This window comes from Geothrix fermentans DSM 14018 (assembly GCF_000428885.1).
Taxonomy (GTDB): domain Bacteria; phylum Acidobacteriota; class Holophagae; order Holophagales; family Holophagaceae; genus Geothrix; species Geothrix fermentans.
The window spans coordinates 39944-62161 of sequence record NZ_AUAU01000012.1 but is presented as its reverse complement, the minus strand read 5'-3'; the positions used below and the strand labels follow the sequence as shown (position 1 = coordinate 62161).

Genomic DNA, 22218 nt, shown 5'->3' with positions numbered 1-22218 from the left:
TTTCTTTAGCTGATAGCTGATAGCTGAGAGCTGACAGCCCCTAAAGATCCTTCACGCCCGCCGGTGTCTTCGGCGGCTTGGGCAGGCGCTGCTTGAGGCCCTCCAGCTCGTCCTGCTGGGCGCCCATGCTGGGGCGGGGCGGGGGCGGCGGCGGAGGCTTCTTCGGATCCGGCGGGGGAGGCGGCGCGGCGTCCTTCACCAGGGTCTGGAGGTCGTGGATGGCGTCCCGCTGGCCGGGCTGCTCCAGCAGCAGGCGCTCCAGCAGGGCCCGGGCTTCCGCGGGCCTCTGGGCCTCCAGGTGGGCCCGGGCGGCCAGCAGCAGGGCCGGGGCGCGCCAGGCGGGGACCGGGCGGGGCGTGCCCTGGCCCACCAGGGGCGAGAGGGTCTTGAGGGCGTCCTCGGGGAATCCCGTCCGCAGGTCGATCTGCGCAGCCAGGAGCACATGGTTGGGCTTGGCATCGCCGGGCCGCCAGCGGCGGGCGCCGGGCAGATCCCCATCCTCCAGGGCCCGCTGGGCCAGCCAGGCCTTCACGCTCGGCGGCGCCCAGGGGCGGCTCTGGGAGCGCAGCGGGGCGGCCAGGGCCAGCAGCAGGAGCAGGGCCGGCCGCCAGCGGGCCATGGGCTTGCCGGCGAAGGCCAGCCAGAGGGCCAGGCCCGCCAGGGCCAGCCAGGCGCCCACCTCGGGATGCGCCGGCTGGAGGGAGCGCTGGGCGGGCAGGGGCAGTTTGCCGGCGGCCAGGGCCTGGAGGCCCGCGGCGGCGGTCTCGCCGTCCGTGAACACCTGGCCCCCGGTGGCCTGGGCCAGCCGGGCCAGGAAGTCCAGGTGGGCCGTGCTCACGGCCGGCTCCGGCGAGGATGGTGGTTGGGCGGGAGGCTGGTCCTGAGACGCGGGCCGGGCCGGCACCGTGTGGGGCTGGCCGTCTCCGAAGGCCAGCACGCAGACCGGGAGCTTCGCCTTCTTCAGGGTCTCGATCGCGCGGTCCAGGGCGGCCTCCGGGGCCTCCCAGGTCTCCTCCCCATCGCTCAGCAGCAGGATCACGGCAGGCGCATCGCGGTCCGCCTGGGCGGCCACCTGGGGGAGGCCCCGGCCCAGGCTCGTGCCCGGGGATCCCACTTCGCCGGGAGTCACGGCGCGCAGGGCCTCCCGCAGGAGGGTGCGGTCCTCGCCCGGGGGCTGGAGGGGGATGTCGTCGCCGGTGAGCAGGTCCAATCCCCAGCGGAGGCCCGCCTGGGGCTGGGACCAGATGCGGTCCAGGGCCGCCACGGCCGCATCCCAGCGCGAGCGGCCACCCGCGTCTGGCACGCTCATGGAGCGGCTGGCGTCCAGCACCACATGGACCGTGAGCCGCGGGAACTCCGGCAGGCCCCAGCGGGGCTCCGCTAGGCCGAGCCCCAGGCCCGCCAGCATGAGCGCCATGCCCAGGCCCTGCCAGAGCGGGCGCTGGCCCACCACCTGCACGCCCAGCCCGGGCCGCAGGTGGGCCCGCAGGGCGAGGGCGAGGGCCACGGCCGCCGCCGCCCCGAAGGGCGCCAGCAGCCAGGGATGGGTGAAGGGCAGGTTCATGGTCCCTCCACCCAGGCGGGCCGGGGCCTGCCGCGCTTGAAAGCGAGGTCCGCGGCCAGGGGCAGGGCCAGCAGGGCGGCGGCCAGGAGGCACCAGCGGGCCAGTGGCTCGCCTTCCGTGGGCTGGTCCACGGGCAGGAGCGTCTTCTCCAGCTGGTCCACGGCAGCGAGGCTGCGGGCCAGGCCGCCGGGATCCTCGGCGCTGAAGGACTCGCCGCCGGTGAGGTGGGCCACCTGCTGGAGGGTGGCGTGGTCCACTTCCACGCGGAGGCGGGCGAAGCCGCCGCCCTCCAGGGGCACCAGGCTCTCCCCCTCGGCGCCCATGGCCACGGCGTGGATGCGGATGCCGTTGCGGTGGGCCTCCTCTGCGGCCTCCTGGGGCGTGACGCGGCCGCGGTTCTGCACGCCGTCCGTAAGGAGCAGGATCACGCGGCTGCGGGCGGGGCTCTCCTCCAGGCGCCGCACAGCGGTCATGAGGGCCGAGCCGATGGCGGTGCCGTCGTCGCGGCTGTCCAGGTCGAGGCGGGCCAGCATGCGGAGCAGGCGCGTGTGGTCGGCGGTGAGGGGGCTGAGCGTCACCGGGTGGGCGCTGAAGAGGATGAGGGCGAAGCGGTCGTCGGGCCGGCGCTGGACGAACTGGGCCAGGGTGCGGCGGGCCGCGTGCCAGCGGTCCTCGTCGGGCCGGTCGAGGATCTTCATGCTGCTGCTGCCGTCCAGCACCACGGCGAAGTCCACCACGGGGGCCTCGCCCCGCACGGGGCGGCGCCACTCGGGGCCCGCCGCGGCCAGCCCCAGGGCCAGGGCCAGCACCGGCGGCAGCCAGTGGGAGCTGAGGCGCGCCAGGGCGCTGGACGGGCGCGAGGAGGGGATGCCCCAGCGGTAGACCACCCGCCAGGCCCAGATCAGCAGGGGCACGGCCACCAGCAGCAGGAGGGGATGGCGCAGGGCGATCACGCGTCCCCCCTCCGGTCGCCACGGGCGTCCAGGGCAGCCACCAGCGGCTCCGGGGCCGGGAAGGGCGGTTCCGTCCGGCCGAAGCGGGCCGCGTCCAGGCTCTTGGTCCACTGGTCCCAGGGATCGAGGTTGCGGGACTGGAACTCCGCGGGCCCCCAGGCCCGGGCCTCCTCGCCGAAGCGCGCGGCCAGCAGGTCGCGGCCCAGGGCGTGGGCGGCGTCGAGGGCGGCGCGGTCGCGCCGGGCCGGAGGCCAGTGCCGGCGGAAGGCGTGGACGGCGTGGTGCAGGCGGCGCTTGCCCGAGCCCTTCTGCCAGCGGCGGAGGATCCAGACCGCCAGCCCGAGGGGCGGCAGCAGCAGGAGGCTGGCCCAAGCCCAGGGGAAGGGGATGGCGGGCAGGCGGTCGTCATTCCCGCCGCCGAAGCCCACCCAGGGGCCGCCGAAGGGGATGGTGCGCGGCACCTCCAGCCGCAGCTCAGGCGTCCGCTGGCCGTTGCCCAGGTCCAGGGCGGGGATCACGGCGGGGCCCGGCTCCAGGGCCTGCACCTGGAAGCGCCAGCCCCGCCCGTCCGGCAGGGGCTCCATGGAGCGCAGGCGCAGGGGGCCGAGGCGATCCTCCACCGTGGGCCGCGGCGGTGCCGGCGCCCCGGGGTCCTCCTCTCGCAGCTCCAGCGTCTCCAGCTCCCCGAGCCTCAGCTGCCCCGGCGCCTTCCAGGCCGGCGCGGCGGAAGCCACCAGACTCGCCGCCACCCATAGCGCCGCCTTCCCTCTGCTCGGAATCCGCAAGCGGATTCCGAGCAAGAACGATGGATGGATGGAACCCTCACCACCCATCACGCCCCCCCCGCCCGCAGCCAGGCGTTCAGCTTCACGATGGGATCCTCCAGGAGGTCCCAGCGCTGCCGCTCGATGGCGGGGGAGAAGCCCGGATCGGGCCAGGCCGGGGCCTTGGGCCCGCCGGGCGTCTCCGGTTGGAACCAGACCAGCCGGTGCCGCGTGGCCAGGGGCTTCAGCAGGGGCGCCAGGCCCTGCAGGCCCGCGCCGTTGCTGAAGAGCCAGAGGCGGTGCCCCTTGCCGTGCTCGCCCCAGTGGCCCAGGGCTTCGCGCCAGGCGGCCTCCGTGGGGATGGACGGGCCGCGCTCGGCCAAGGTCTCCAGGATGCGCAGGCCGTGGATGCGGCCCCGCTTGGGCGCGATGCGCAGGGCCGGGGTGCGCCCGTCGCCGGGCACGATGAGGCCCAGGCGGTCGCCCGTGGCCTGGAGGGTGGCGAAGGCGGCGCCGCAGAGCTCCAGGGCCCAGCGCAGGGGTGAGACGGGGTCGCCCAGGAACATGGAGGGCGAGGGATCCACCACCAGCCAGAGCACCAGGTCCCGGCTGCTCTCGAAGCGCTTCATGATCGGCTCGCCCGTGCGGGCGGTGAGGGGCCAGTTGATGAAGCGGGGATCATCCCCCGGCACGTAGGGCCGATTCTCCACGAAGGTGAGGCCCGCGCCCTTCAGCTTCGAGGGGTGCAGTCCCTCGGTCCCCCCGCCCAGCCGCCCCCGCAGGCGCAGGGGCAGACGACGCAGGCGGGCGAGGAAGCGGGCGGGGAGGGGCATGGAGGGTCAGTATGGCAGTCTTCAGTCCTCAGTCCTCAGTCCTCAGTAGCCCAGGAGCGGCCGAAGGCCGCCCCTGGGTGCCATTACTGAAGACTGAAGACTGATACCTGAAGACTGCCCCTACCACCTCACCCTCACGCGGTAGGTCAGCGTGGTCTTGCCTTCGGCGGGGACGGCGACCTGGAACTTGCCGGTGCCGGCGGCGGCCTTGGTGCAGGGGTGGCTGCTCTGGAGCACCTCCCAGTCGCCGGGCATGGGCTCCAGCACGGTGAGGGTGACGGGCTCCTTCTTCGCGTTCTTCAGCTCGATCTCGAAGGCGGATTCGTGGACGAAGCCGAACTTCCCCTGTTTCCCGAGGCTCTTGTAGTCCGTCTGCTTGCGCCGGGCGGTGATGTCGAAGGCGTCGCCCAGCTTCAGGCGCACCAACTCGTTCTTCGGGGTGTGGTCAATGTTGTCCTCGCCCACGAACTGGGCGCGGCCCTCGCTGTCGCGCTTGTAGACGCGGATGATGCCCTTGGGCAGCGGCATGCCCAGGCGGCTGGCCTCCTTGTTGTCGAACTCCACGAAGACGCCCACCTTCTGCTTGTCGCCCAGGTCGCCGTAGCTGCCGGAGTAGTAGTAGGACTGGCCCCGGAGCAGGTACTCCTTGCGCACGGGCACGGCGCTGGCGCTGAGCAGGGCCACCTGCTTGGTCTGGTTCACGGCCAGGGTGGTGGGGCGGTCCAGGGTGTAGAGGTGGTATTCGAAGAGGCTCTCCTCGGCCATCTTCGGGGGGGCCGGGGCGGCTTTGGCCGCCAATCCGTCAAAAGCATAGACACGCTCCGCCCGCGGCTGCACCCGGTTCACATCTCCCGCCACCAACTGCAGGGTGGCGTTGGGATAGGCGGCGCCGCTCTGGTTGGTGAGGGTCACCCAGCCGCTGAGGTCGAGGGTCTTCTCGTCGGGGGCCAGGTTGGCGACATAGTCGGCCCGCCAGGAGAGGCCGCCCGTGAGGTAGCTCAGCTCCAGCTTCTGCTCCCGGTCGGCGCCGCTGTTGAGGCTGATCACCAGGGTGGGCCGGGCCCGCAGGTTGCCGGGCACCCTGGGGAAGATGATCCGCCCGGGGACGCTGGTCTCGATGCGGTCCGCGAACTGGAGGACGGTGCCGTTGTTGGTGGCCAGCACCGTGGCCTCCTCCCGGACCTCCTTGGCCCCGGCGCCCGACTCGTTCGGGACGCTGCGCACCACCGTCACCTTCTCGCCCACATACTTCTCCAGCAGCTTCTGGGGCGTGAGCAGGTCGAAGTCGAAGTTCTGCTCGGCCACCCAGAAGTCCCTGGGATGGGTGAGGTTCCGCAGCAGCGCCGTCTCCGGCCGGATCTGGGCCGACACCTCCTGGAAGGCCAGGCGCGACTCACCCTTCGGCAGCCGCACCTCCCGGCTGTCCTTCACCAGGGCCAGGTTGTCGTTGTAGATCGTCACTGCCAGGGCCTTCTGGTCCTTGAGCGTGGTGACGGACTCCTGGGCGACCAGAAGCGAGGGCAGGACAGCAAGCAGCAGGGCGGGGCGCATGGGACCTCCGAAGGAGCGGGCGGGTGCCCGATACAGGGTCATGCCGGGATCGGGGACATCCTTTCACGGAAAGGCCTGAAATAAGCGGAGGACTGCGGAGGAGCAGAGGAAAGCGGAGAGAATCCTTGATCCTCTTTCTCCGCGCTCTCTGTTTCTCCGCCCCCTCCGCTTATATTCCTTCCTTGGTCTTCAGATCTGCCCGGCCCCCGCCAGCTCCTGGATGCGCGCGAGTCCGCTGTCCAGCTGACCCTGGAGCAGCTTCTCGGCGCCCATCATGGCCATCATCATGGGGATGTCGGCCTCGTCCACGAGGCGCAGGGTGCTGCCTTCGCCGGCGGCGGCGATCTCGAAGCGCAGCTCGTGGTCGAACAGCTTCTTCGCGCCGGGCACCAGCACCACCCGCTGGCCGGGCACGCGCTCCTTTACCACCAGCTCCTGGGGCATCTTCATGCCCATGACCTCGAGGACGTAGCTGTGCTTGTCGGCCTCGCCCTGGAAGTTCATGGCGGCGGGTTCCAGGAAGGCGCGGTGCTTCGACAGGTCCGAGAGGAACGCGAACAGCGCGTCGGCGGAGACGGGCAGCGAGGCCGTGGCGGTCTTGATCGTGGTCATCAGAGCTCCGGGAGAAAGGAAAATGATCAACGCAAAGGCGCGAAGACGCAAAGAGACACTTGAAGGCCGGCTTTGCGTCTCTGCGCCTTTGCGTTGGATGTTTTTCAGTAACTCCGCTCGCCGAAGAAGGCGGTGCCGATGCGGATCTGGTCGCTGCCGGCCTTCACCGCGGCTTCCAGATCGGCGCTCATGCCCATGCTCAGGCGCAGGGGGCGGCCCAGGTCCTGCTGGAGCCGATCCCGCAGGGCCGCCAGCTGGGCGAAGGCGCCTTCATCCTCGGGCGGGGGGATGGCCATGAGGCCCCGCAGCGGCAGGCGGGGGTCCTCACCCAGGGCCTCGATGAGGGCGGGCAGATCCGCTCCGGCGCAGCCGCCGAGCTTGGTGGTCTCGTCCCAGAGGTCCACCTGGATCCAGACGGGGCGCACCACGTCCAGCTCCTCCGCCAGGCGGCGCAAGCGATCCGCCAGCTCGGGGCGGTCGAGGCTCTGGATCTCGGCGAAGTGCTGGAGAGCCGGCTTGGCCTTGTTGCGCTGGAGGGGGCCGATGAGCACGAAGGCCAGATCCGGGGCGGCCGCGGCTTTGTCGGCGCCCTCCTGCACGTAGTTCTCGCCGAAGCGCGAGAATCCGAGCCCGGCGGCCTCCCGGATGAGGGCCAGTGGCTGTTTCTTGGACACCGGAAGCAGCTCGACGCCCGCCGGATCGCGGTCCGCGGCCTCACAGGCGCGGCGGATGCGGGCCCGCAGGCCCTCGATCCGGTCCGACAGGCTCACGGCAGGAAGAGGATGCGCTGGCAGGATTCGCAGGCCACGGCGTCCTTGGCCTCTTTCAGCTGGAAGAGGAAGGGGCCGCGCAGCTTCACGTGGCAGCCCGTGCAGGCGCCGTTCTCCACGGGCACCACCACGCGCCCCTGGCGGGCGCCGGCGAGCCGGTGGAAGCGCGTGACCTCGCGGGGGGGCAGCTTGGACTCCAGCTCCGCCTGCTTGGTCCGGAGCTGCTTCCGTCCTTCCACCTGGTTGGCGTGCTCTTCCAGGAAGACGGTGTGCAGCTCGTCGAACTTGGCCTTGAGGGTGGCCCGTTCGGCCTCCAGGGCCTCCAGGGCCTGCTCCAGCGCGTGGGCCTCGGTCTCCAGGGCTTTCAGGGGCCGGGCGATGGCGGCCTTCTGCCGCTCCTTCTCGTCCATGTCGCGGATGGCGGCGGCGTAGTGGACCTTCTGGCTGGTGGCCTTCACCGCCGTGCGGGCACGTTCTTCGTCCTTCTCCGCCTGGGCCAGTTCCTTGGCCTTCATCTGGATATGGATCCGCGTAGAGTCCAGCGACTTGGTCTTTTCTGCCGCCTGCTTCTCGATGGCCTTCAACCGGGTGTCCAGGACCGCCAGATCAGGGGGCAGGGCCGACAGGTCTCGCTCGATGGTCCGAAGGTAGTCCAGGGTGGCTTGCAGGTCGCGCAGGATGGCGAGGTGTTCCATGACTTAAAGGTTACACCCTGACCGGGGCCCCCTTCATGGATCGGATATCTGATATTCTTGAGAAGAAAATATGTATAGATAAGACTAAAATTTTTGAAAATCATGGAAGATCCGGCTTGACCGGGCTGAGGGCCAGTGACAGACTTAGCACTCGCTGTGGCTGAGTGCTAACAGCCCCATCCGTTTCTTTCTCTTCTTTCCAAGGAGGTCCCATGGCTATCAAGCCTCTCTCCGACCGCGTCGTGCTGAAGCGTGTCGACGCCGCCGAAACCGTCAAGGGCGGCATCATCATCCCCGACACCGCCAAGGAGAAGCCCATGGAGGCCGAGGTGGTGGCCGTGGGCGAGGGCAAGATCAACGAGAACGGCACCCGCAACCCCATGTCCGTGAAGGCCGGCCAGAAGGTGCTGATCGGCAAGTACAGCGGCACGGAAGTGAAGATCGACGGTGTGGACCACGTCATCGTGCGCGAGGACGAGATCCTGGCGATCGTGGGCTAAAAGTTCACCACGAAGACAGGAAGACCACGAAGAACTGCTTCGTGTGCCTTCGTGGTCTTCGTGGTCTTCGTGGTTAATCCCTTATCCCTGAATCAGGAGACACACATGGCCAAGTCCATCATCTATGCCGAAGATGCCCGCCAGGCGATCCTGCGTGGCGTGAACAAGCTCGCCGACGCGGTGCAGGTCACCCTCGGCCCCAAGGGCCGCAACGTCCTCATCGAGAAGAAGTTCGGCGCCCCGCTCATGACCAAGGACGGCGTCACCGTCGCCAAGGAAGTGGAGCTGAAGGACAAGCACGAGAACATGGGCGCCCAGCTGGTGCGCGAGGTCGCCTCCAAGACCTCCGACATCGCCGGTGACGGCACCACCACCGCCACGGTCCTGGCCCGCGCCATCTACCGCGAGGGCATCAAGGCCGTCGTGAGCGGCGCCAACACCATGGAGATCAAGAAGGGCATCGACTTGGCCGTCGACACCGTCGTCAAGGCCATCGACGACATCAAGAAGCCCGTCGAGGGCAACGCCATCGCCCAGGTCGGCACCATCTCCGCCAACGGCGACGAGGAGATCGGCAAGATCATCGCCGAGGCCATGGCCAAGGTCGGCAAGGACGGCGTCATCACGGTGGAAGAGGCCAAGGGCCGCGACACCGAACTGAACGTGGTCGAGGGCATGCAGTTCGACCGCGGCTACCTCAGCCCCTACTTCGTGACCAATCCCGACCAGATGAAGGTGGAGCTCGAGAACCCCTACATCCTGGCCTACGAGAAGAAGATCTCGAACATGCGCGACCTCCTGCCCCTGCTGGAGCAGGTCGTCAACAGCCGCCGCCCCCTGCTGCTCATCGCCGAGGACGTGGACGGCGAGGCGCTGGCCACCCTCGTGGTGAACAAGATCCGCGGCACCCTGAATGTGGCCGCCGTGAAGGCCCCCGGCTTCGGCGACCGCCGCAAGGCCATGCTCGAGGACATCGCCATCCTGACCGGCGGCAAGGCCATCAGCGAGGACCTGGGCCTCAAGCTCGAGAACCTCACCCTGACTGACCTCGGCAGCGCCAAGAAGATCGTCATCGACAAGGAGAACACCACCATCGTCGAGGGCGCCGGCGCCACCGAAGCCATCCAGGGCCGCGTGAAGCAGATCCGCGCCCAGGTCGAGGTCTCCACCAGCGACTACGACAAGGAGAAGCTGCAGGAGCGCCTGGCCAAGCTCGTGGGCGGCGTCGCCGTCATCAAGGTGGGCGCGGCCTCCGAGACCGAGATGAAGGAGAAGAAGGCCCGCGTGGAAGACGCCATGCACGCCACCAAGGCCGCCGTCGAGGACGGCATTGTGGCCGGCGGCGGCGTCGCGCTGCTCCGCAGCCTGCCCAAGCTCGCCGAGCTCAAGGCCACCGGCGACCAGGCCACCGGCATCGAGATCGTCCGCAAGTCCCTGGAGGAGCCCCTCCGCCAGATCGCCAACAACGCCGGCGTCGAAGGCTCCGTGGTCGTGAACGCCGTCCGCGAGGGCAAGGGCAACCACGGCTACAACGCCGCCACCAACGAGTACGGCGACATGGTGAAGTTCGGCGTGGTCGATCCCGCCAAGGTGACCAAGTCCGCCCTGCGCAACGCCGCCTCCGTGGCCGCCATGATGCTGACCACTGAAGCGATCATCACCGAGCTCCCCGAGCCCAAGGCTCCCGCTCCCGCGGGCCCCGGCATGGGTGGCATGGAAGACATGTATTGATCAGCCGCGATCTGCGGTTCTGGAAAGGCCCCGCGGTTGCGGGGCCTTTTTTTTGATGGGGCCGCGGAGGGGAAAGAAAGCTTGGTGGGGGGGCCTGACGGGCGTAATTCGCTCCCTGTGGGGCCCCGCTGCGCAGGCTCCACTGGAGCCTGCTTCGCGACCCACATGGTCGCGACATGGTGAAGTTCGGCGTGGTCGATCCCGCCAAGGTGACCAAGTCCGCCCTGCGCAACGCCGCCTCCGTGGCCGCCATGATGCTGACCACTGAAGCGATCATCACTGAGCTCCCCGAGCCCAAGGCTCCCGCCCCCGCGGGGCCCGGCATGGGCGGTATGGAAGACATGTATTGATCAGCCGCGATCTGCGGTTCTGGAAAGGCCCCGCGGTTGCGGGGCCTTTTTTTTGATGGGGCCGCGGAGGGGAAAGAAAGCTTGGTGGGGGGGCCTGACGGGCGTGATTCGCTCCCTGTGGGGCCCCGCTGCGCAGGCTCCACTGGAGCCTGCTTCGCGACCCACATGGTCGCGACCCGCGATTGCGGGGCGTTTCTTGTCCTGGAGGTCCGCAGAAGGGCTTCCGATGTGAAAAAAGACCACCTCCGGGGGGCCTGAAGCTGCAGGCAAAGGCCCTGTCCTGATCCCCTGATCCGGCCACCGGAGAGGAAGAGCCTAACCCGCGCCGTTCCTGGGAAGTGCCTCGCGCGCGCGAGGCCTTTTTCTTATATGAGACAAGACTGTCATTTTTAATTGCTACCAAAGGGTTGACTATGGTTTCGGCCGAATGGATGCTTCTTCCGAATCCCCGGGAATGTCTCCCGGGACTTTGAAAAAGCAGGAGAACCCATGGGCATGGGCCTTCTCTTTGACGCCACGCGCTGCATCGGATGCGGCGCCTGCAGCTCCGCCTGCAAGGAGCAGAACAAGCTACCGGGCAAGGTAGAGGAGGCATTGACCGCCTATACCTGGACGACGGTCCAGGAGCGGGAGGGCCTCAACGTGCGCCGCCTCTGCATGCACTGCGAAGTGCCCACCTGCGCGTCGGTCTGCCCCGTGGGGGCCCTGAAGAAGACGCCTGAAGGCCCCGTGGTCTACGACGCCGAGCGCTGCATGGGCTGCCGCTACTGCATGATGGCCTGCCCCTTCGAGATCCCGAAGTACCAGTGGGATCGACCGGTGCCCGTGGTCGGGAAGTGCATCATGTGCGCGGGCCGCCTGAAGGAGGGCAAGCCCACCGCCTGCGCGGAGGCCTGCCCCGCCGAGGCCACCATCTTCGGGAAGAAGGAGGACCTGATCTGGGAGGCCCGGACCCGGATCCGCCAGAAGCCCGGCGCCTATGTCGATCACATCTACGGGCTCACGGAGGCCGGCGGCACGTCGGTGCTGATGATCTCCAACGTGCCGTTCGAGAAGCTCGGGCTGAAGTCCAACCTGCCCGGGGAGCCCCCGGCCATGAAGACCTGGCAGGTGCTCTCCAACATTCCGGACTTCGTCGCAGTCTGGGCCGTCTTCCTCTACGGGGTGCACTGGATCACCGCCAGACGGGAGGAGGTGGCGAAGGCCACGGCCAACGGGAACGGCCGCAACGGCCAAGGCCACGGACGGGAGGACCGGTCATGAACACCACACTCGCCACCCTCGCGCCCCGGCGCTTCCGCCCCGGCTTCTGGACCGCGGTCTTCGTGGTGCTTTTCCTCGCCTTCTGCGCCGTGGCGGTGATCCGCTATACCAAGGGCCTGGGCGCGGTCACCAACCTGAGCGACCAGTTCCCATGGGGCCTCTGGATCGGCTTCGACCTGCTCTGCGGCGTGGGACTGGCCGCCGGCGCCTTCACCCTCACGGCCGTGGTGCATCTCTTCAACCTGCACCGCTTCGAACCCATCGTCCGCCCCACCATCCTCACGGGCTTCCTGGGCTACGCCTTCGTGATCGTGGCCCTGCTGCTGGACCTCGGCCAGCCCTGGCGCATCTGGCACGCCATCATCTACTGGAACACCCACTCGGTCATGTTCGAGGTGGCCTGGTGCGTGATGCTCTACACCACGGTGCTGGCGGTGGAGTTCTCGCCGGTGGTCTTCGAATACTTCGGCTTCCACACGCCGGCGAAGGTCATCCACCGGCTCATCACGCCGCTGGTGATCCTGGGCGTGCTTCTCTCGACGCTCCACCAGTCCTCGCTGGGTTCGCTGTACCTCATCGTCCCCAGCAAGCTGCACCCGCTCTGGTACTCGCCCATGCTGCCGGTGCAGTTCTACATCTCGGCCATCGGCGCGGGCATCGGCATGGTGATCCTGGAGTCCTACCTTAGCAAGCGGGCCTTCCACCGGCACCTCGAGATGGACCTGCTGGAGCCCCTGGCCCGCGGCATGGTCATGGCCCTCGGCATCTTCGGCCTCATGCGGCTGCAGGGGATCGCCCGCAACCACGCCTTCGGGACCATCACCAACCTCAGCTACGAGGGCCGGATGTTCCTGGTGGAGTTCGCGCTCGGCGTGCTGCTTCCGGTGGCCCTGATGTCCTTCCGGCGGCTGCGCTCCAACCCCGACTGGCTGGTGGGCGGCGCCTTCCTGGCGGTGCTGGGCTTCGTCATGAACCGCCTGAATGTCAGCATCACGGGGATGGAGGCCGCCTCCGGCACCCGCTACCTGCCCTCGGCCATGGAGATCACCGTGTCCCTGGGCCTGGTGGCCATCGGCATGGCAGTCTTCGCCTTCGCGGTCCGGACCTTCTCGGTCTTCCCTGATGGCCCGGTGGCAGGGGCGAAGGAGCCTTCGGGGAGATCCTAACCATGCGGACCCGCATCGGCACCCGCCTGATCCTCGGCGCCGGGCTCGCCACGGCGGCGGTGATCGGGGGCATGGCCTTCGCCCTCCTGCGGTCGCACACGGCCCAGCTCCTCGCGGAGCGGACGCGCAGCGCCGACCAGCTGAGCGAGACCATCAAGAGCGCCACCCACTTCGACATGCTGGAGAACCGCCGGGACAACCTGCACCGGCAGATCAGGGCCGTGGGCGGCCTCCAGGATGAGGGCATCCAGAAGGTCCGGGTTTTCAACAAGGAGGGGCGCATCATGTTCTCCTCCGCCGAGGAGGAGATCGGCACCAGCCTCGATATCCGCGGAGAGGCCTGCTACGCCTGCCACGCCGAGGGGCGGCCCCTGGAGCGCCTGGGGATCCAGGCCCGGGCGCGGACCTTCCGCACTGCGGATGGCACCCGTGTCCTGGGCCTCATCAACCCCATCCCCAACGAGCCCTCCTGCTCGGCCGCCGCCTGCCACGCCCACAGCCCCCGGCAGAGCCTCCTGGGCGTGCTGGACGTGAATGTCTCCCTGGCGGAGGTGGACCGGGAGATCGCCCGCAGCCGGGCCATCATCACCGGCTCGGCCATTCTCGCCATCCTGGCCGGCAGTGCCATCCTCTGGTGGCTCAATCGCCGCCTGGTGGTCAAGCCCGTGGCGGCCCTGGTGGCCGGCACCCGGCGGGTGGGCGAAGGGGACCTCGGCACCACGATCCCCGTGAGCGGAAACCATGAGCTGGGGGAACTGGCGGGCGCCTTCAACACCATGACCCAGCGCCTCGCCGAGACCCAGCACCAGCTGGCCCAGGCGGACAAGCTGGCCTCCGTGGGCCGGCTGGCGGCGGGTGTGGCCCACGAGATCAACAACCCCCTGACCGGCGTCCTGAGCTACGCCTCCCTGCTCCGCAAGCGGTTGGATGGCGATAAGGAATCCTGCGACGACCTGGACGTGATCGTGCGCGAGACCGTCCGCTGCCGCGGCATCATCCGCGGCCTCCTGGACTTCGCCCGGCCCACGCCGCCGGCCCGCAAGCCCATGGACCTGAATGAGGTGGCGCGGCGCGCCGCGTCCGTGGTCCTGACCCAGCTGTCCCTCAACCAGGTGGACCTCTCCCTGGACCTGGCCCCGGAGCTTCCCCAGGTGGAGGCGGACGCCAACCAGATCCAGCAGGTGGCCGTGAACCTGCTGCTGAACGCCGGCGACGCCATCAACGGCGAGGGCGGCACCATCAAGCTCAGCACCCGGCCTGGCGCGGAAGGCTCCGTGGAGATGCTGGTCCAGGACGACGGGCGCGGCATTCCCCCGGAGGACCTGCCGCGGATCTTCGAGCCCTTCTACACCACCAAGGGCAACCACGGCACGGGCCTGGGCCTGGCCGTCAGCTGGGGCATCGTCGAGGCGCACGGCGGCCGCATCGAGGTCCAGAGCGAGCCCGGCCGGGGCACCTGTTTCACGCTGCGCCTCCCTCCATCCGCCGGTACCAGCCTGATACCCATTCCCACCACCACCTAGGAGGTTTCCATGACCGCCCTGTTGATCCTCTTCATGTTCGTCGCCTTCGTGGGCATCGACTTCCTGGTGCGCACGAGCCTCCGCCGCGCGCATGAGAAGCGCGAGCGGCAGGCCCGGGAGGCCGTGCTGAACACGGCCATCCACCTGGACTTCACCTACGAGGCCAAGAGCCTCAAGCGCGTGGAGGTCCCGAACCCCAGGGCCCGCATCCTGGCCGTGGACGACGAGGCCGTGGTGCTCGACTCCTTCCGCCGCATCCTCGTGCTCGAGGGCTTCAGCGTGGACACCGTGGAGCACGGCCCCGAAGCCCTGGGCCTCATCCAGCGCCACGACTACGACTTCCTCTTCACCGACCTCAAGATGCCGGACATGGACGGCGTCGAGGTGGTGAAGGCGGCCAAGCACCTGCGGCCTGATCTGGACGTGGTGGTGATCACGGGCTACGGCAGCATCGACACCGCGGTGCAGACGCTCCAGCACGGCGCCTGCGAGTACGTCCAGAAGCCCTTCACCGCCGACGAGCTGGCGGAGTTCGCGAAGAAGCTCCTCATCAAGCGGGAGGCCCGCCTCGAGGCCCAGCGGCGGCCCAACGTCCGCGTGGTGGCCCCGGAGATGGCCGAGGTGGTGTCCGCCAGCGAGTTCTGCGTGCCCGGCGGCGCCTTCCTGTCCCCGGGTCACGCCTGGGTCCGCATCGAGCCGGAGGGCCAGGTCCGGGTGGGCATCGACGACTTCGTGCGCAAGGCCCTCGGCACCGTGAAGGGCGTGGTGCTGCCGGAGCGCGGGAAGACCATCCGCCAGGGCGAACCCCTGTTCACCCTGAAGGGCACCGCCGGCGAAGTGCACGTGGCCGCCCCCCTCAGCGGCCGCATCGAGCACGACAACGCCGGCCTGCTCACGGATCCCGCCGAGCTGATCCACAGCCCCTATGACCGCGGCTGGGTCTGCCTGATGGCGCCCAGCGACCTCGCGGGCGAGCTGCCGGGCCTCAAGATCGGCCAGCCCGTCATCGACTGGTACCAGGAGGAGATCACCCGCTTCCGTACGGCGGAGACGCCGCTGGCCGCGGGCACCCTGGACTGGTCCACCTTCGAAAAGCAGTTCCTGGGGCAGGACGAGCACGCCAAGGCCTGAGGGCAGGGCTGATCCGTGGAGGGTTTCGGGGGCGCTCAGCCCTCGAAGCTCTCCTTGGCGTGGTAGCTGGACCGCACCAGGGGTGCGGATTCGACACGCTGGAAGCCCATCTCGAGGCCCTTCCGGCGGTACAGGTCGAACTCGGCGGGCTCCACGAAGCGGTCCAGGGGCAGGTGCAGCTCCGAGGGCGGGAGGTACTGGCCGATGGTGGCGATGTCCACGCGGGAGGCGCGCCAGTCCGCCATGAGGGCGAGCACCTGCTCAGAGGTTTCCCCCAGGCCCACCATGATGCCGCTCTTTACGCGCATGGCCGGCGCGTGGACGTCCCGCCACTCCGCCGTCCGGCGCAGGACCTCAAGGCTCTGGGCATAGTCCGCGTCTGGCCGCACCCGCCGGTAGAGGTGGGGCACGGTCTCTACGTTGTGGTTCAGCACATCGGGCCGGGCTTCCAGGACGGTGAGCAGATCGGCCTCCCGGCCCCGGAAATCGGGGATGAGCACCTCCACGCCGCAGTGGGGGGAGAGGGTTCGGATCCACTGGATGGTGGCGGCGAAGTGCGTCGAGCCGCCGTCCGGCAGGTCATCGCGGTTCACGGAGGTGACCACGGCGAACTTCAGGCCCAGCCGGGCCACGGCCTCGGCCACGCGCTGGGGCTCCTCGGGGTCCAGCTCGCCGGGACGGCCCTTGCCCACGTTGCAGAATCCGCAGTGCCGGGTGCAGACGTCGCCCATGAGCATGAAGGTGGCCGTGCGGTGGACGCCCCAGCACTCGTGCAGGTTGGGGCAGCGGGCCTCCTCGCAGACCGTCACCAGCCGCTGCTCGCGGATCAGCCCCTCGACCTCCGCCACCACCTCCGGCGCCGGCACGCGGATCTTCAGCCAATCGGGACGGGGGCCGGGGAGGACAGGAGGGCGGGCCATGGCCTTCCATTGTGGCCTGGGTCGCTTCTTTCGGCCATGGCCGCCCTCAGCGCAGCAGGGCCACGGCCTCGCTGCGGGAGCTCACCCCCAGCTTCTTCATCAGGCTCTTGATGTGGTCCTTGATCGTGTATTCGGACAGGTAGAGCTGGTCGGCGATCTTCTTGTTGGAACAGCCGAGGTTGATGAGGTTCAGGACCTCCAGCTCGCGCCGGGAGAGATCGAAGGCCCGGCGCGCCTTCTCAAGGTCCACCTGGTGTTTGGCGACGACCCCCTCCAGCAGGATCATGACGTGGGTCGGGCTGGCGCCGCCTCCCGGGGGGGCCAACGGGAAGGCCCGCAGGGCGCAGGACAGTGAGTCCTCCCTGCCGATCCCCTCGGCCTGGAGGGTGAGGGCCGTCGCCTGGCCCTCCAGCGCACGGCGGCACAGCTGAACGACCTCACCCGGCGGTGTCCAGGCGTCCGGGTCCGGAAAGCCCAGGGCGGCGAGCGTGGCGAGGGCAGGCTCGTTGGCGAACACAACCCGACCGCCCAGATCCACCACGAGGATGCCGGGCGCGGCGCGGCGGCGCACGATGTCCGAGAGGTCCGTGTGCGCTTGATTCAAGAGTCATCCTTTCGGCGCATGGAGTCTGGTAAGAAAAAAACACACTTTCGAGGGGATTGGGGGGATCGGCCTTTCTATCTAGCCTTTCTTCATGCCGAATGTCCATCCAGACCATCGGATCATCCCCCGGACCACCCTGAATTTGGTGGTGCAGTTCGAGCGGACGGCCTCGATGGTGCGGCCTGCCCAGGCACCCATGGGCCAGGCAGTGGGGTACGACATCAGCGCCCGGGGCGCGGGATTCCTCACAAACGACGCCATGCGCCCGGGCGAGATCCTCAGATTGCTCCTCCCCTTCGAGGCCAGCCACACGCCGGTTCCCGTCATGTCCGAAGTGAGGTGGTCCCTGGAGGTGCCCGGAGGCTTCCGGGTCGGTCTCCAGTTCCTGGCCTGAGGGCCGGCAGAGTCGATCTTCAGGCGTCAACTTCCATCAATTCACCTTTAACCCCTTTGGAGGAACCACCATGACCCACCATCTTCTCGAAACGGCCTGCCGGATGTTCCGCAGGTCCGCGGCGGCCCTCGCCCTGCTGCTGCTGTTCGGCGCCGGGAATGCCCAGGCCCAGACGGCGGGCTGCGGCACCACCACCTGGGACCTCACGGCCGGGCAGACCACCAATGTCGGATCCGTCACCGTATCCAATGACCTGGACAACCTGTACGTGACCTACACGCTGTCCTACGGGAGCGCGGCCTTCGGCAACCTGCAGGTGTGGGTGGGGAACGACCTCGCCAACATGCCCAAGGTTCAGAACGGGCCCAACGCCGGGATCCCCATCCCCGGGCAGTTCCCCTACAAGGTGGATGCCACAGGGCTCACCACCTACACCTTCACCATCCCCTTCCATGACCTGCTGATCCAGGACGCGAACAGCGCCTGCGGCACGCCCCTCTACGTCGTGACCCACGCCGAAGTCTTCATGGACGGCGACACCACCGGAGCGCACCAGACTGCCTTCGGAGGCGGCACGGCCGGCAGCGGCCCACGCTGGTGGTTCTACGGTGTCTACACGGTCTGCTGCGACTTCGGGCCTCCGCCCACCGAGTGCTGCGCCACGGCCTATGCCAAGGGCTGCTACGTCTGGACCACCGACCGGAAGAGCAATCCAGAGAACCTCCCCTCCCTGAACCTCACCCGCAACCGCTGGGGCTGGGCCATCAAGCTCCTCACCCCGGGAACCCGGACCTTCGATCTCTGGGCGGGCGCCGGCCTCAACAACACGGCCAACGGCGTGAAGGTGGGAACGGTCACCGTCGCCTGGGACGGGACCAACGTGACCGTGACCTACACGATCACCGTCTCGGGGTACCACCTCAAGGAGGCCCACCTCTTCGCCGGGGATGACGCCCCGACCACCATCGCCCCAGGGCAGTACGGCAACACCGACTACCTCTTCGGCTATGAGACCTCGACCTCGTTCACGGTCCCCCTGGCCGACGTGGATGGCGGCGGTGTCTGGATCGTGGCCCACGCGGTGGTCTGCCGCTAGGCTCACCCCTGCTCCAGGAACAGGCGCCCTCACCGGGCGCCTGTTTCCGTGATGGCGGAAGGCGGAGGAGGGTAGAATCACGCCATGTCCGACACCCCCCAGGAAGTCCCCGAATCCGTGGCCGAGGTTCCGCCCGTGCCGGAGGCTCCGGCTGTGGAATCGCGGACCTTCGAGCCCCCCAAGGGCTTCGAGACGAAGTTCCGCGGGCTGGCGCTGCACCTCTCGGCCTTCGACGGGCCCCTGGACCTGCTGCTGCACCTCATCCACGAACAGAAGCTGGACATCCTGAACCTGCCCATGGCCGAGGTCACACGGCAGTACATGGAATACCTGAAGCTCATGGAGGAGCTGAACCTGGAGATCGCCGCGGAGTTCGTGGCCATGGCGGCCCAGCTGCTCCAGATCAAGTCGCGCCTCATGCTGCCGCGGCCGCCCCAGGAAGCCGGCGAGGAGGATCCCCGCGAGGAACTGGTGCAGCGGCTGCTGGACTACCAGCAGGTGAAGGCCGCGGCGCGGGAGCTCTCGGCGCGGGAGTCCGACTGGCAGAAGATCGCCTTCGCCCCGGGCCTGGACCTAGAGGACCACAAGCGCGTGGAGGACGAGCCCATCCGCGCCACGCTCTTCGATCTGCTGGGCGCCTACCGGGAGGCCCTCAAGCGGCTGCTGCCTCCGCCCCCCGTGGAGGTCCGCACCCAGCCCAAGACCCTCGAACAGCGGGTGGTGGAGGTGCTCCGCGACCTCCAGGACGGCCTGTGGAAGCCCTTCCAGGGCCTCCTCGGACAGGTCAGCACCCGGGAGGATCTGGTGCTCACCTTCCTCGCCCTGCTGGAGCTGGTCCGCACGGGCCGCATCGCCCTGGTCCAGGGCGAGACCTTCGGGGAGATCCGCGTCAAGGCCGCCGAAGCCGCATGAGCGCAGCGTTTGCGTCATGGGAGGCCGCTGTGGGCCGGGCCCGGCTGGTGGGGCTCGTCCTCTGCCTGGGCACGCCGGTCCTCATCGGGGCGTTGATCCTGGCGGGTGTGGTGCCGCCCGGCGGGGAGCGGCCCGAGGGCACCTACCTCCAGCTGGGCCACATCTTCACGGGGCTGGTCTTCCTGTCCGCCGCCTGGGTGCTCTGGCGGAAGGGGACCGTGCTCAAGGCCTTCCACCGGGTGCCAGAGGCCCACCGGGCCGGGGTGATCCTCCGGGAGACCCTGCTCTACGCCGCCCTGTTCGAGCTGAGCAGCCTCTACGGGCTGGTCTACTGGCTGCTGGTTGGGCAGCACGCGGCACGCCACGCCTTCGGCTACATCATCCTGTCCCCGCTGCTGTTCCTGGCCTTCGTGCCGAGGCGCCGCCACTGGCTGGCGGCCTCCGGGCCCGGCCCCGGGGAGGCTTCGTGAGGCCATTGGATCTATTCTTGGGGGCGCCGATCGCGACCCCAGGGGGGCCCCATGAATGACCATGACACCCGTCCCGGCCAGGAAGGCCCGCCGGACCAGACGCAGAAGCTGGTCCTGCCGCTGACCCAGGGCGCGCCGTCGCCCGATCAGACCGTCGCCCTTCCCACGGTGGGGGCCGAGCCGGGCGGGACGCCCCGGAAGCTGGCCCCCCCGCCGCGGTCCCGGGGCTGGAAGCTGGCCCTGCTCCTGGGCGGAGTCGCCGTGCTGGTGGGCCTGGTCTTCCTGCGCTCCTCGCCGGGTCAGGCGGTCCATCCCGCCAAGGCCGCGGCCGCGGCGCCCGAGGCCGAGATCCCGGGACCGGCCCGGGCCTACCTGGACCAGGCGAAGGCGGGGGACGCCAACGCCATGCGGATGCTGGGGGCGATGTACTACTACGGCCTCGACGTTCCGCCGGACCGGGCCAAGGGCCTCTACTGGTACCGCAAAGCGGCGGAGGCCGGCAGCGAGGTCGCCCGCACCGAGCTCAGCCGGCTGGAGGGGACGGGGAAGTAGCCCCGGGCGCTTCCCGGGCGGCCCGCCAGGCCAGCACCTTGGCGGCGCCGGCCCGGCCGATGGCTTCCACCAGGGCCGCCTCGCCGGCCTCCCGCACCCGGGTGACGCTGCCGAAGGTCTGGAGCAGCTTCCGGGCTGTGGCGGGACCGATGCCCGGGACCTGGGTCAATTCCGTCTGCAGCGTGCGCTTGGCCCTGAGGGCCCGGTGGTAGGTGATGGCGAAGCGGTGGGCCTCGTCGCGGATGCGCTGGAGCAGCTGCAGCACCGGCGAGGACTTGGGGATGCGCAGGGGCTCGCTGGATCCGGGGCGGAACACCAGCTCCTCCTTCTTCGCCAGGCTGCCCAGCTCCAGCTGGTCGATGCCCAGGTCCTTCAGGGCCGCTTCCGCGGCATGGAGCTGTCCCAGGCCACCGTCGATGAGCACCAGGTCCGGGAATTCCTGGCCCTCATCCCGCATGCGCTTGTACCGACGAGTCACCGCCTCATGCATGTTGGCAAAGTCGTCGTTCTGCTCGTTGGTCATCTTGAAGCGACGGTAGCGGGCCTTGTCCGGCGCGCCTTCGCTGAACACCACGCAGCTGGCGACGACCTCGCGGCCCTGGCCGTGGCTGATGTCGAAGCACTCCAGGCGTCGGGGCAGGTGGCTGAGGCCCAGGAAGGCCTGCAGGCCCTCCAGCACGGCCTCGTTGAGACGCGCCGGCTCGAACTTGCGCTCCAGGGCAAGCCGGGCGTTCTCCCGGGCCATGGCCAGCAGGTCCACCTTCTCGCCCTTCTTCGGCACCTGGATCTGGGGTCTCGATCCCCGCATCCCGCCCAGCCAGTCCCGCAGCAGCTCGGCATCCTCCGGTTCCACCTCGGCCAGGATGCGGCCGGGCACGGGATCGGCGCTGTAGACCCGCTGGAGCACCTGGGCCAGCACGGCGCCGTCGAAGGTCTCGACCTCCGCCAGCACGTATTCCTGGCGCCCCATCATGCGGCCGTCCCGCAGCATGAGGCGGTGCACGCAGGCCCGGCCGTCCAGCACGGCGCTGCCGTAGACGTCCATGTCCTCCAGGTTCGGACTGGCGGCCTTCTGGCGGGTGAACCAGGCGTCCACCTGCTGGAGGGCGTCCCGGTGCTGGGCGGCCTGCTCGAAGGCGGCGGCCTCGGCGGCCTTCCACATGGCGGCCTCCAGCCGGGCCTTCAGCTCGTCCCGCTTGCCCTCCAGGAAGAGCCGCGCCTCCTTGGCCTGCTCGCGGTAGGCCTCCTGGCTCACGGCGGCGATGCAGGGCGCCGTGCAGCGGTGGAGCTGGTACTTGAGGCAGGCCCGGCCGCGCTTGCCGTCGATGTCGATGTCGCAGTCGCGGATCTGGAAGAAGCGGTAGACCAGCTCCGCCGTGCGGTAGGCGGTGCTGGCGGGGAAGAAGGGCCCGTAGTAGAGGCCGCCGTCCTTGCGCACTTTCCGCGTGACGAAGACCTTCGGGAAGGCCTCCTTCCAGGTGAGCTTCACGTAGGGGTAGCTCTTGTCGTCCCGCAGCAGGATGTTGAAGGGCGGCAGGTGCTCGTTGATGAGGTTGTTTTCCAGCACCAGGGCCTCGAGCTCCGTCTCGCAGACGATGAACTCCAGGTCCCAGATGCGGGCCACGAGCCGGCGGGTCTTGGCGTCCTGGTGCTTGTTCTGGAAGTAGGACTTCACCCGGTTCCGCAGCACCTTGGCCTTGCCGATGTAGAGCAGGTTCCCCTTCTGGTCGCGATAAAGGTAGCAGCCCGGCCGCAGGGGCAGGTCCGAGAGCTTGCGCTGGAGGGCGGGGGACTTGTCGAGGTTCGAGCGGACGGCCATGGCAGGACTCCAGGATGGACCAGAAGCCACCTGGATCACGCATCA

22 protein-coding genes and 1 pseudogene are annotated in these 22218 nt (G+C 69.1%); 12 read left to right on the top strand and 11 right to left on the bottom strand.

Going from position 1 to position 22218, the window contains the following annotated elements; genetic code table 11:
- Nucleotides 1-40: 40 nt before the first annotated feature.
- From G398_RS0105805 to G398_RS0105770, 8 genes are all read right to left on the bottom strand, one after another.
- Nucleotides 41-1564 carry a vWA domain-containing protein gene (locus tag G398_RS0105805; RefSeq protein ID WP_026852892.1) on the bottom strand — a complete coding sequence of 508 codons (1524 nt, stop codon included), beginning with the start codon at nucleotides 1562-1564 and terminating at the stop codon, nucleotides 41-43.
- Nucleotides 1561-2517 carry a VWA domain-containing protein gene (locus tag G398_RS16575; protein ID WP_052571548.1) on the bottom strand — a complete coding sequence of 319 codons (957 nt, stop codon included), beginning with the start codon at nucleotides 2515-2517 and terminating at the stop codon, nucleotides 1561-1563. The genes G398_RS0105805 and G398_RS16575 overlap by 4 nt, the downstream gene beginning before the upstream one ends.
- A complete protein-coding gene (locus G398_RS0105795) occupies nucleotides 2514-3251 on the bottom strand; it encodes a hypothetical protein (protein WP_026852891.1) in 738 nt (245 codons plus the stop codon). Before G398_RS0105795 ends, G398_RS16575 begins: the two co-directional genes overlap by 4 nt.
- Before the next feature lie 98 nt (nucleotides 3252-3349).
- Nucleotides 3350-4114 (bottom strand): DUF58 domain-containing protein, encoded by a 765-nt coding sequence (locus G398_RS19390; RefSeq protein WP_052571546.1) that lies wholly within the window; start codon nucleotides 4112-4114, stop codon nucleotides 3350-3352.
- A 120-nt stretch (nucleotides 4115-4234) separates the two neighbouring features.
- Complete coding sequence (locus G398_RS0105785) at nucleotides 4235-5665, bottom strand: DUF4139 domain-containing protein (protein ID WP_026852890.1); 1431 nt, start codon at nucleotides 5663-5665, stop codon at nucleotides 4235-4237.
- Nucleotides 5666-5854: 189 nt separating this feature from the next.
- The gene (locus G398_RS0105780) at nucleotides 5855-6277 is read right to left on the bottom strand and encodes an SRPBCC family protein (protein WP_026852889.1); all 423 of its coding nucleotides are present in this window, start codon (nucleotides 6275-6277) and stop codon (nucleotides 5855-5857) included.
- A 104-nt stretch (nucleotides 6278-6381) separates the two neighbouring features.
- Entirely contained in the window at nucleotides 6382-7047 is a 666-nt protein-coding gene (locus G398_RS0105775) for a YggS family pyridoxal phosphate-dependent enzyme (RefSeq protein ID WP_026852888.1), read from the bottom strand.
- Complete coding sequence (locus G398_RS0105770; protein WP_026852887.1) at nucleotides 7044-7742, bottom strand: zinc ribbon domain-containing protein; 699 nt, start codon at nucleotides 7740-7742, stop codon at nucleotides 7044-7046. Before G398_RS0105770 ends, G398_RS0105775 begins: the two co-directional genes overlap by 4 nt.
- Before the next feature lie 212 nt (nucleotides 7743-7954).
- Between G398_RS0105770 and G398_RS0105765 the strand changes: the two genes are divergently transcribed.
- From G398_RS0105765 to G398_RS16550, 7 genes and pseudogenes are all read left to right on the top strand, one after another.
- Nucleotides 7955-8242 (top strand): co-chaperone GroES, encoded by a 288-nt coding sequence (locus tag G398_RS0105765; RefSeq protein ID WP_026852886.1) that lies wholly within the window; start codon nucleotides 7955-7957, stop codon nucleotides 8240-8242.
- Between the two features lie 105 nt (nucleotides 8243-8347).
- On the top strand, nucleotides 8348-9973 hold the full coding sequence (gene groL, locus G398_RS0105760) for a chaperonin GroEL (RefSeq protein ID WP_026852885.1): 1626 nt from the start codon (nucleotides 8348-8350) through the stop codon (nucleotides 9971-9973).
- A 173-nt stretch (nucleotides 9974-10146) separates the two neighbouring features.
- Nucleotides 10147-10323 (top strand): annotated as a pseudogene (gene groEL, locus G398_RS20675) (chaperonin GroEL); the annotation flags it as partial.
- 489 nt (nucleotides 10324-10812) lie between these two features.
- Entirely contained in the window at nucleotides 10813-11586 is a 774-nt protein-coding gene (locus tag G398_RS16565) for a 4Fe-4S dicluster domain-containing protein (RefSeq protein ID WP_052571544.1), read from the top strand.
- Complete coding sequence (gene nrfD, locus G398_RS16560) at nucleotides 11583-12752, top strand: NrfD/PsrC family molybdoenzyme membrane anchor subunit (RefSeq protein ID WP_052571542.1); 1170 nt, start codon at nucleotides 11583-11585, stop codon at nucleotides 12750-12752. Before G398_RS16565 ends, nrfD begins: the two co-directional genes overlap by 4 nt.
- 2 nt (nucleotides 12753-12754) lie before the next feature.
- Nucleotides 12755-14275 (top strand): sensor histidine kinase, encoded by a 1521-nt coding sequence (locus G398_RS16555; protein ID WP_052571540.1) that lies wholly within the window; start codon nucleotides 12755-12757, stop codon nucleotides 14273-14275.
- 9 nt (nucleotides 14276-14284) lie between these two features.
- Nucleotides 14285-15406 carry a response regulator gene (locus tag G398_RS16550; RefSeq protein ID WP_052571539.1) on the top strand — a complete coding sequence of 374 codons (1122 nt, stop codon included), beginning with the start codon at nucleotides 14285-14287 and terminating at the stop codon, nucleotides 15404-15406.
- 35 nt (nucleotides 15407-15441) lie between these two features.
- Here the strand turns inward: G398_RS16550 and lipA are convergent, their stop codons facing one another.
- A complete protein-coding gene (lipA, locus tag G398_RS0105730; protein WP_026852884.1) occupies nucleotides 15442-16326 on the bottom strand; it encodes a lipoyl synthase in 885 nt (294 codons plus the stop codon).
- A gap of 46 nt (nucleotides 16327-16372) precedes the next feature.
- On the bottom strand, nucleotides 16373-16930 hold the full coding sequence (locus tag G398_RS19385) for a helix-turn-helix transcriptional regulator (RefSeq protein WP_026852883.1): 558 nt from the start codon (nucleotides 16928-16930) through the stop codon (nucleotides 16373-16375).
- 148 nt (nucleotides 16931-17078) lie between these two features.
- On the opposite strand from G398_RS19385, the gene G398_RS0105720 reads away from it, so the two are divergent.
- The 5 genes from G398_RS0105720 (at nucleotide 17079) to G398_RS0105700 (ending at nucleotide 20354) form a co-directional block, all read left to right on the top strand.
- Nucleotides 17079-17324 (top strand): PilZ domain-containing protein, encoded by a 246-nt coding sequence (locus G398_RS0105720; protein WP_169720620.1) that lies wholly within the window; start codon nucleotides 17079-17081, stop codon nucleotides 17322-17324.
- Between the two features lie 70 nt (nucleotides 17325-17394).
- The gene (locus tag G398_RS0105715) at nucleotides 17395-18420 is read left to right on the top strand and encodes a hypothetical protein (RefSeq protein WP_026852881.1); all 1026 of its coding nucleotides are present in this window, start codon (nucleotides 17395-17397) and stop codon (nucleotides 18418-18420) included.
- A gap of 84 nt (nucleotides 18421-18504) precedes the next feature.
- Nucleotides 18505-19332, top strand: a complete 828-nt coding sequence (locus G398_RS16540; RefSeq protein WP_084512055.1) for a segregation and condensation protein A — start codon at nucleotides 18505-18507, stop codon at nucleotides 19330-19332.
- Nucleotides 19329-19802, top strand: a complete 474-nt coding sequence (locus G398_RS0105705; RefSeq protein WP_157492296.1) for a hypothetical protein — start codon at nucleotides 19329-19331, stop codon at nucleotides 19800-19802. The genes G398_RS16540 and G398_RS0105705 overlap by 4 nt, the downstream gene beginning before the upstream one ends.
- 51 nt (nucleotides 19803-19853) lie before the next feature.
- Nucleotides 19854-20354 carry a tetratricopeptide repeat protein gene (locus G398_RS0105700; RefSeq protein WP_026852879.1) on the top strand — a complete coding sequence of 167 codons (501 nt, stop codon included), beginning with the start codon at nucleotides 19854-19856 and terminating at the stop codon, nucleotides 20352-20354.
- On the opposite strand, the gene uvrC is transcribed toward G398_RS0105700, so the two are convergent.
- Nucleotides 20326-22173 carry an excinuclease ABC subunit UvrC gene (gene uvrC, locus G398_RS16535; protein WP_052571537.1) on the bottom strand — a complete coding sequence of 616 codons (1848 nt, stop codon included), beginning with the start codon at nucleotides 22171-22173 and terminating at the stop codon, nucleotides 20326-20328. The two genes, G398_RS0105700 and uvrC, sit on opposite strands and share 29 nt — an antisense overlap.
- Nucleotides 22174-22218 lie beyond the last annotated feature (45 nt).

Bases quoted from the DNA above. Each gene is read 5' to 3' on its own strand.
- G398_RS16540 (WP_084512055.1), top strand. From the start codon at position 18,505: ATGTCCGACACCCCCCAGGAAGTCCCCGAATCCGTGGCCGAGGTTCCG.
- G398_RS0105700 (WP_026852879.1), top strand. From the start codon at position 19,854: ATGAATGACCATGACACCCGTCCCGGCCAGGAAGGCCCGCCGGACCAG.
- G398_RS19390 (WP_052571546.1), bottom strand. From the start codon at position 4,114: ATGCCCCTCCCCGCCCGCTTCCTCGCCCGCCTGCGTCGTCTGCCCCTG.
- G398_RS0105765 (WP_026852886.1), top strand. From the start codon at position 7,955: ATGGCTATCAAGCCTCTCTCCGACCGCGTCGTGCTGAAGCGTGTCGAC.
- nrfD (WP_052571542.1), top strand. From the start codon at position 11,583: ATGAACACCACACTCGCCACCCTCGCGCCCCGGCGCTTCCGCCCCGGC.
- groL (WP_026852885.1), top strand. From the start codon at position 8,348: ATGGCCAAGTCCATCATCTATGCCGAAGATGCCCGCCAGGCGATCCTG.
- G398_RS0105770 (WP_026852887.1), bottom strand. From the start codon at position 7,742: ATGGAACACCTCGCCATCCTGCGCGACCTGCAAGCCACCCTGGACTAC.
- G398_RS16565 (WP_052571544.1), top strand. From the start codon at position 10,813: ATGGGCATGGGCCTTCTCTTTGACGCCACGCGCTGCATCGGATGCGGC.
- G398_RS16555 (WP_052571540.1), top strand. From the start codon at position 12,755: ATGCGGACCCGCATCGGCACCCGCCTGATCCTCGGCGCCGGGCTCGCC.
- G398_RS16550 (WP_052571539.1), top strand. From the start codon at position 14,285: ATGACCGCCCTGTTGATCCTCTTCATGTTCGTCGCCTTCGTGGGCATC.
- G398_RS0105785 (WP_026852890.1), bottom strand. From the start codon at position 5,665: ATGCGCCCCGCCCTGCTGCTTGCTGTCCTGCCCTCGCTTCTGGTCGCC.
- G398_RS0105805 (WP_026852892.1), bottom strand. From the start codon at position 1,564: ATGAACCTGCCCTTCACCCATCCCTGGCTGCTGGCGCCCTTCGGGGCG.
- lipA (WP_026852884.1), bottom strand. From the start codon at position 16,326: ATGGCCCGCCCTCCTGTCCTCCCCGGCCCCCGTCCCGATTGGCTGAAG.
- G398_RS0105705 (WP_157492296.1), top strand. From the start codon at position 19,329: ATGAGCGCAGCGTTTGCGTCATGGGAGGCCGCTGTGGGCCGGGCCCGG.
- G398_RS0105715 (WP_026852881.1), top strand. From the start codon at position 17,395: ATGACCCACCATCTTCTCGAAACGGCCTGCCGGATGTTCCGCAGGTCC.
- uvrC (WP_052571537.1), bottom strand. From the start codon at position 22,173: ATGGCCGTCCGCTCGAACCTCGACAAGTCCCCCGCCCTCCAGCGCAAG.
- G398_RS0105780 (WP_026852889.1), bottom strand. From the start codon at position 6,277: ATGACCACGATCAAGACCGCCACGGCCTCGCTGCCCGTCTCCGCCGAC.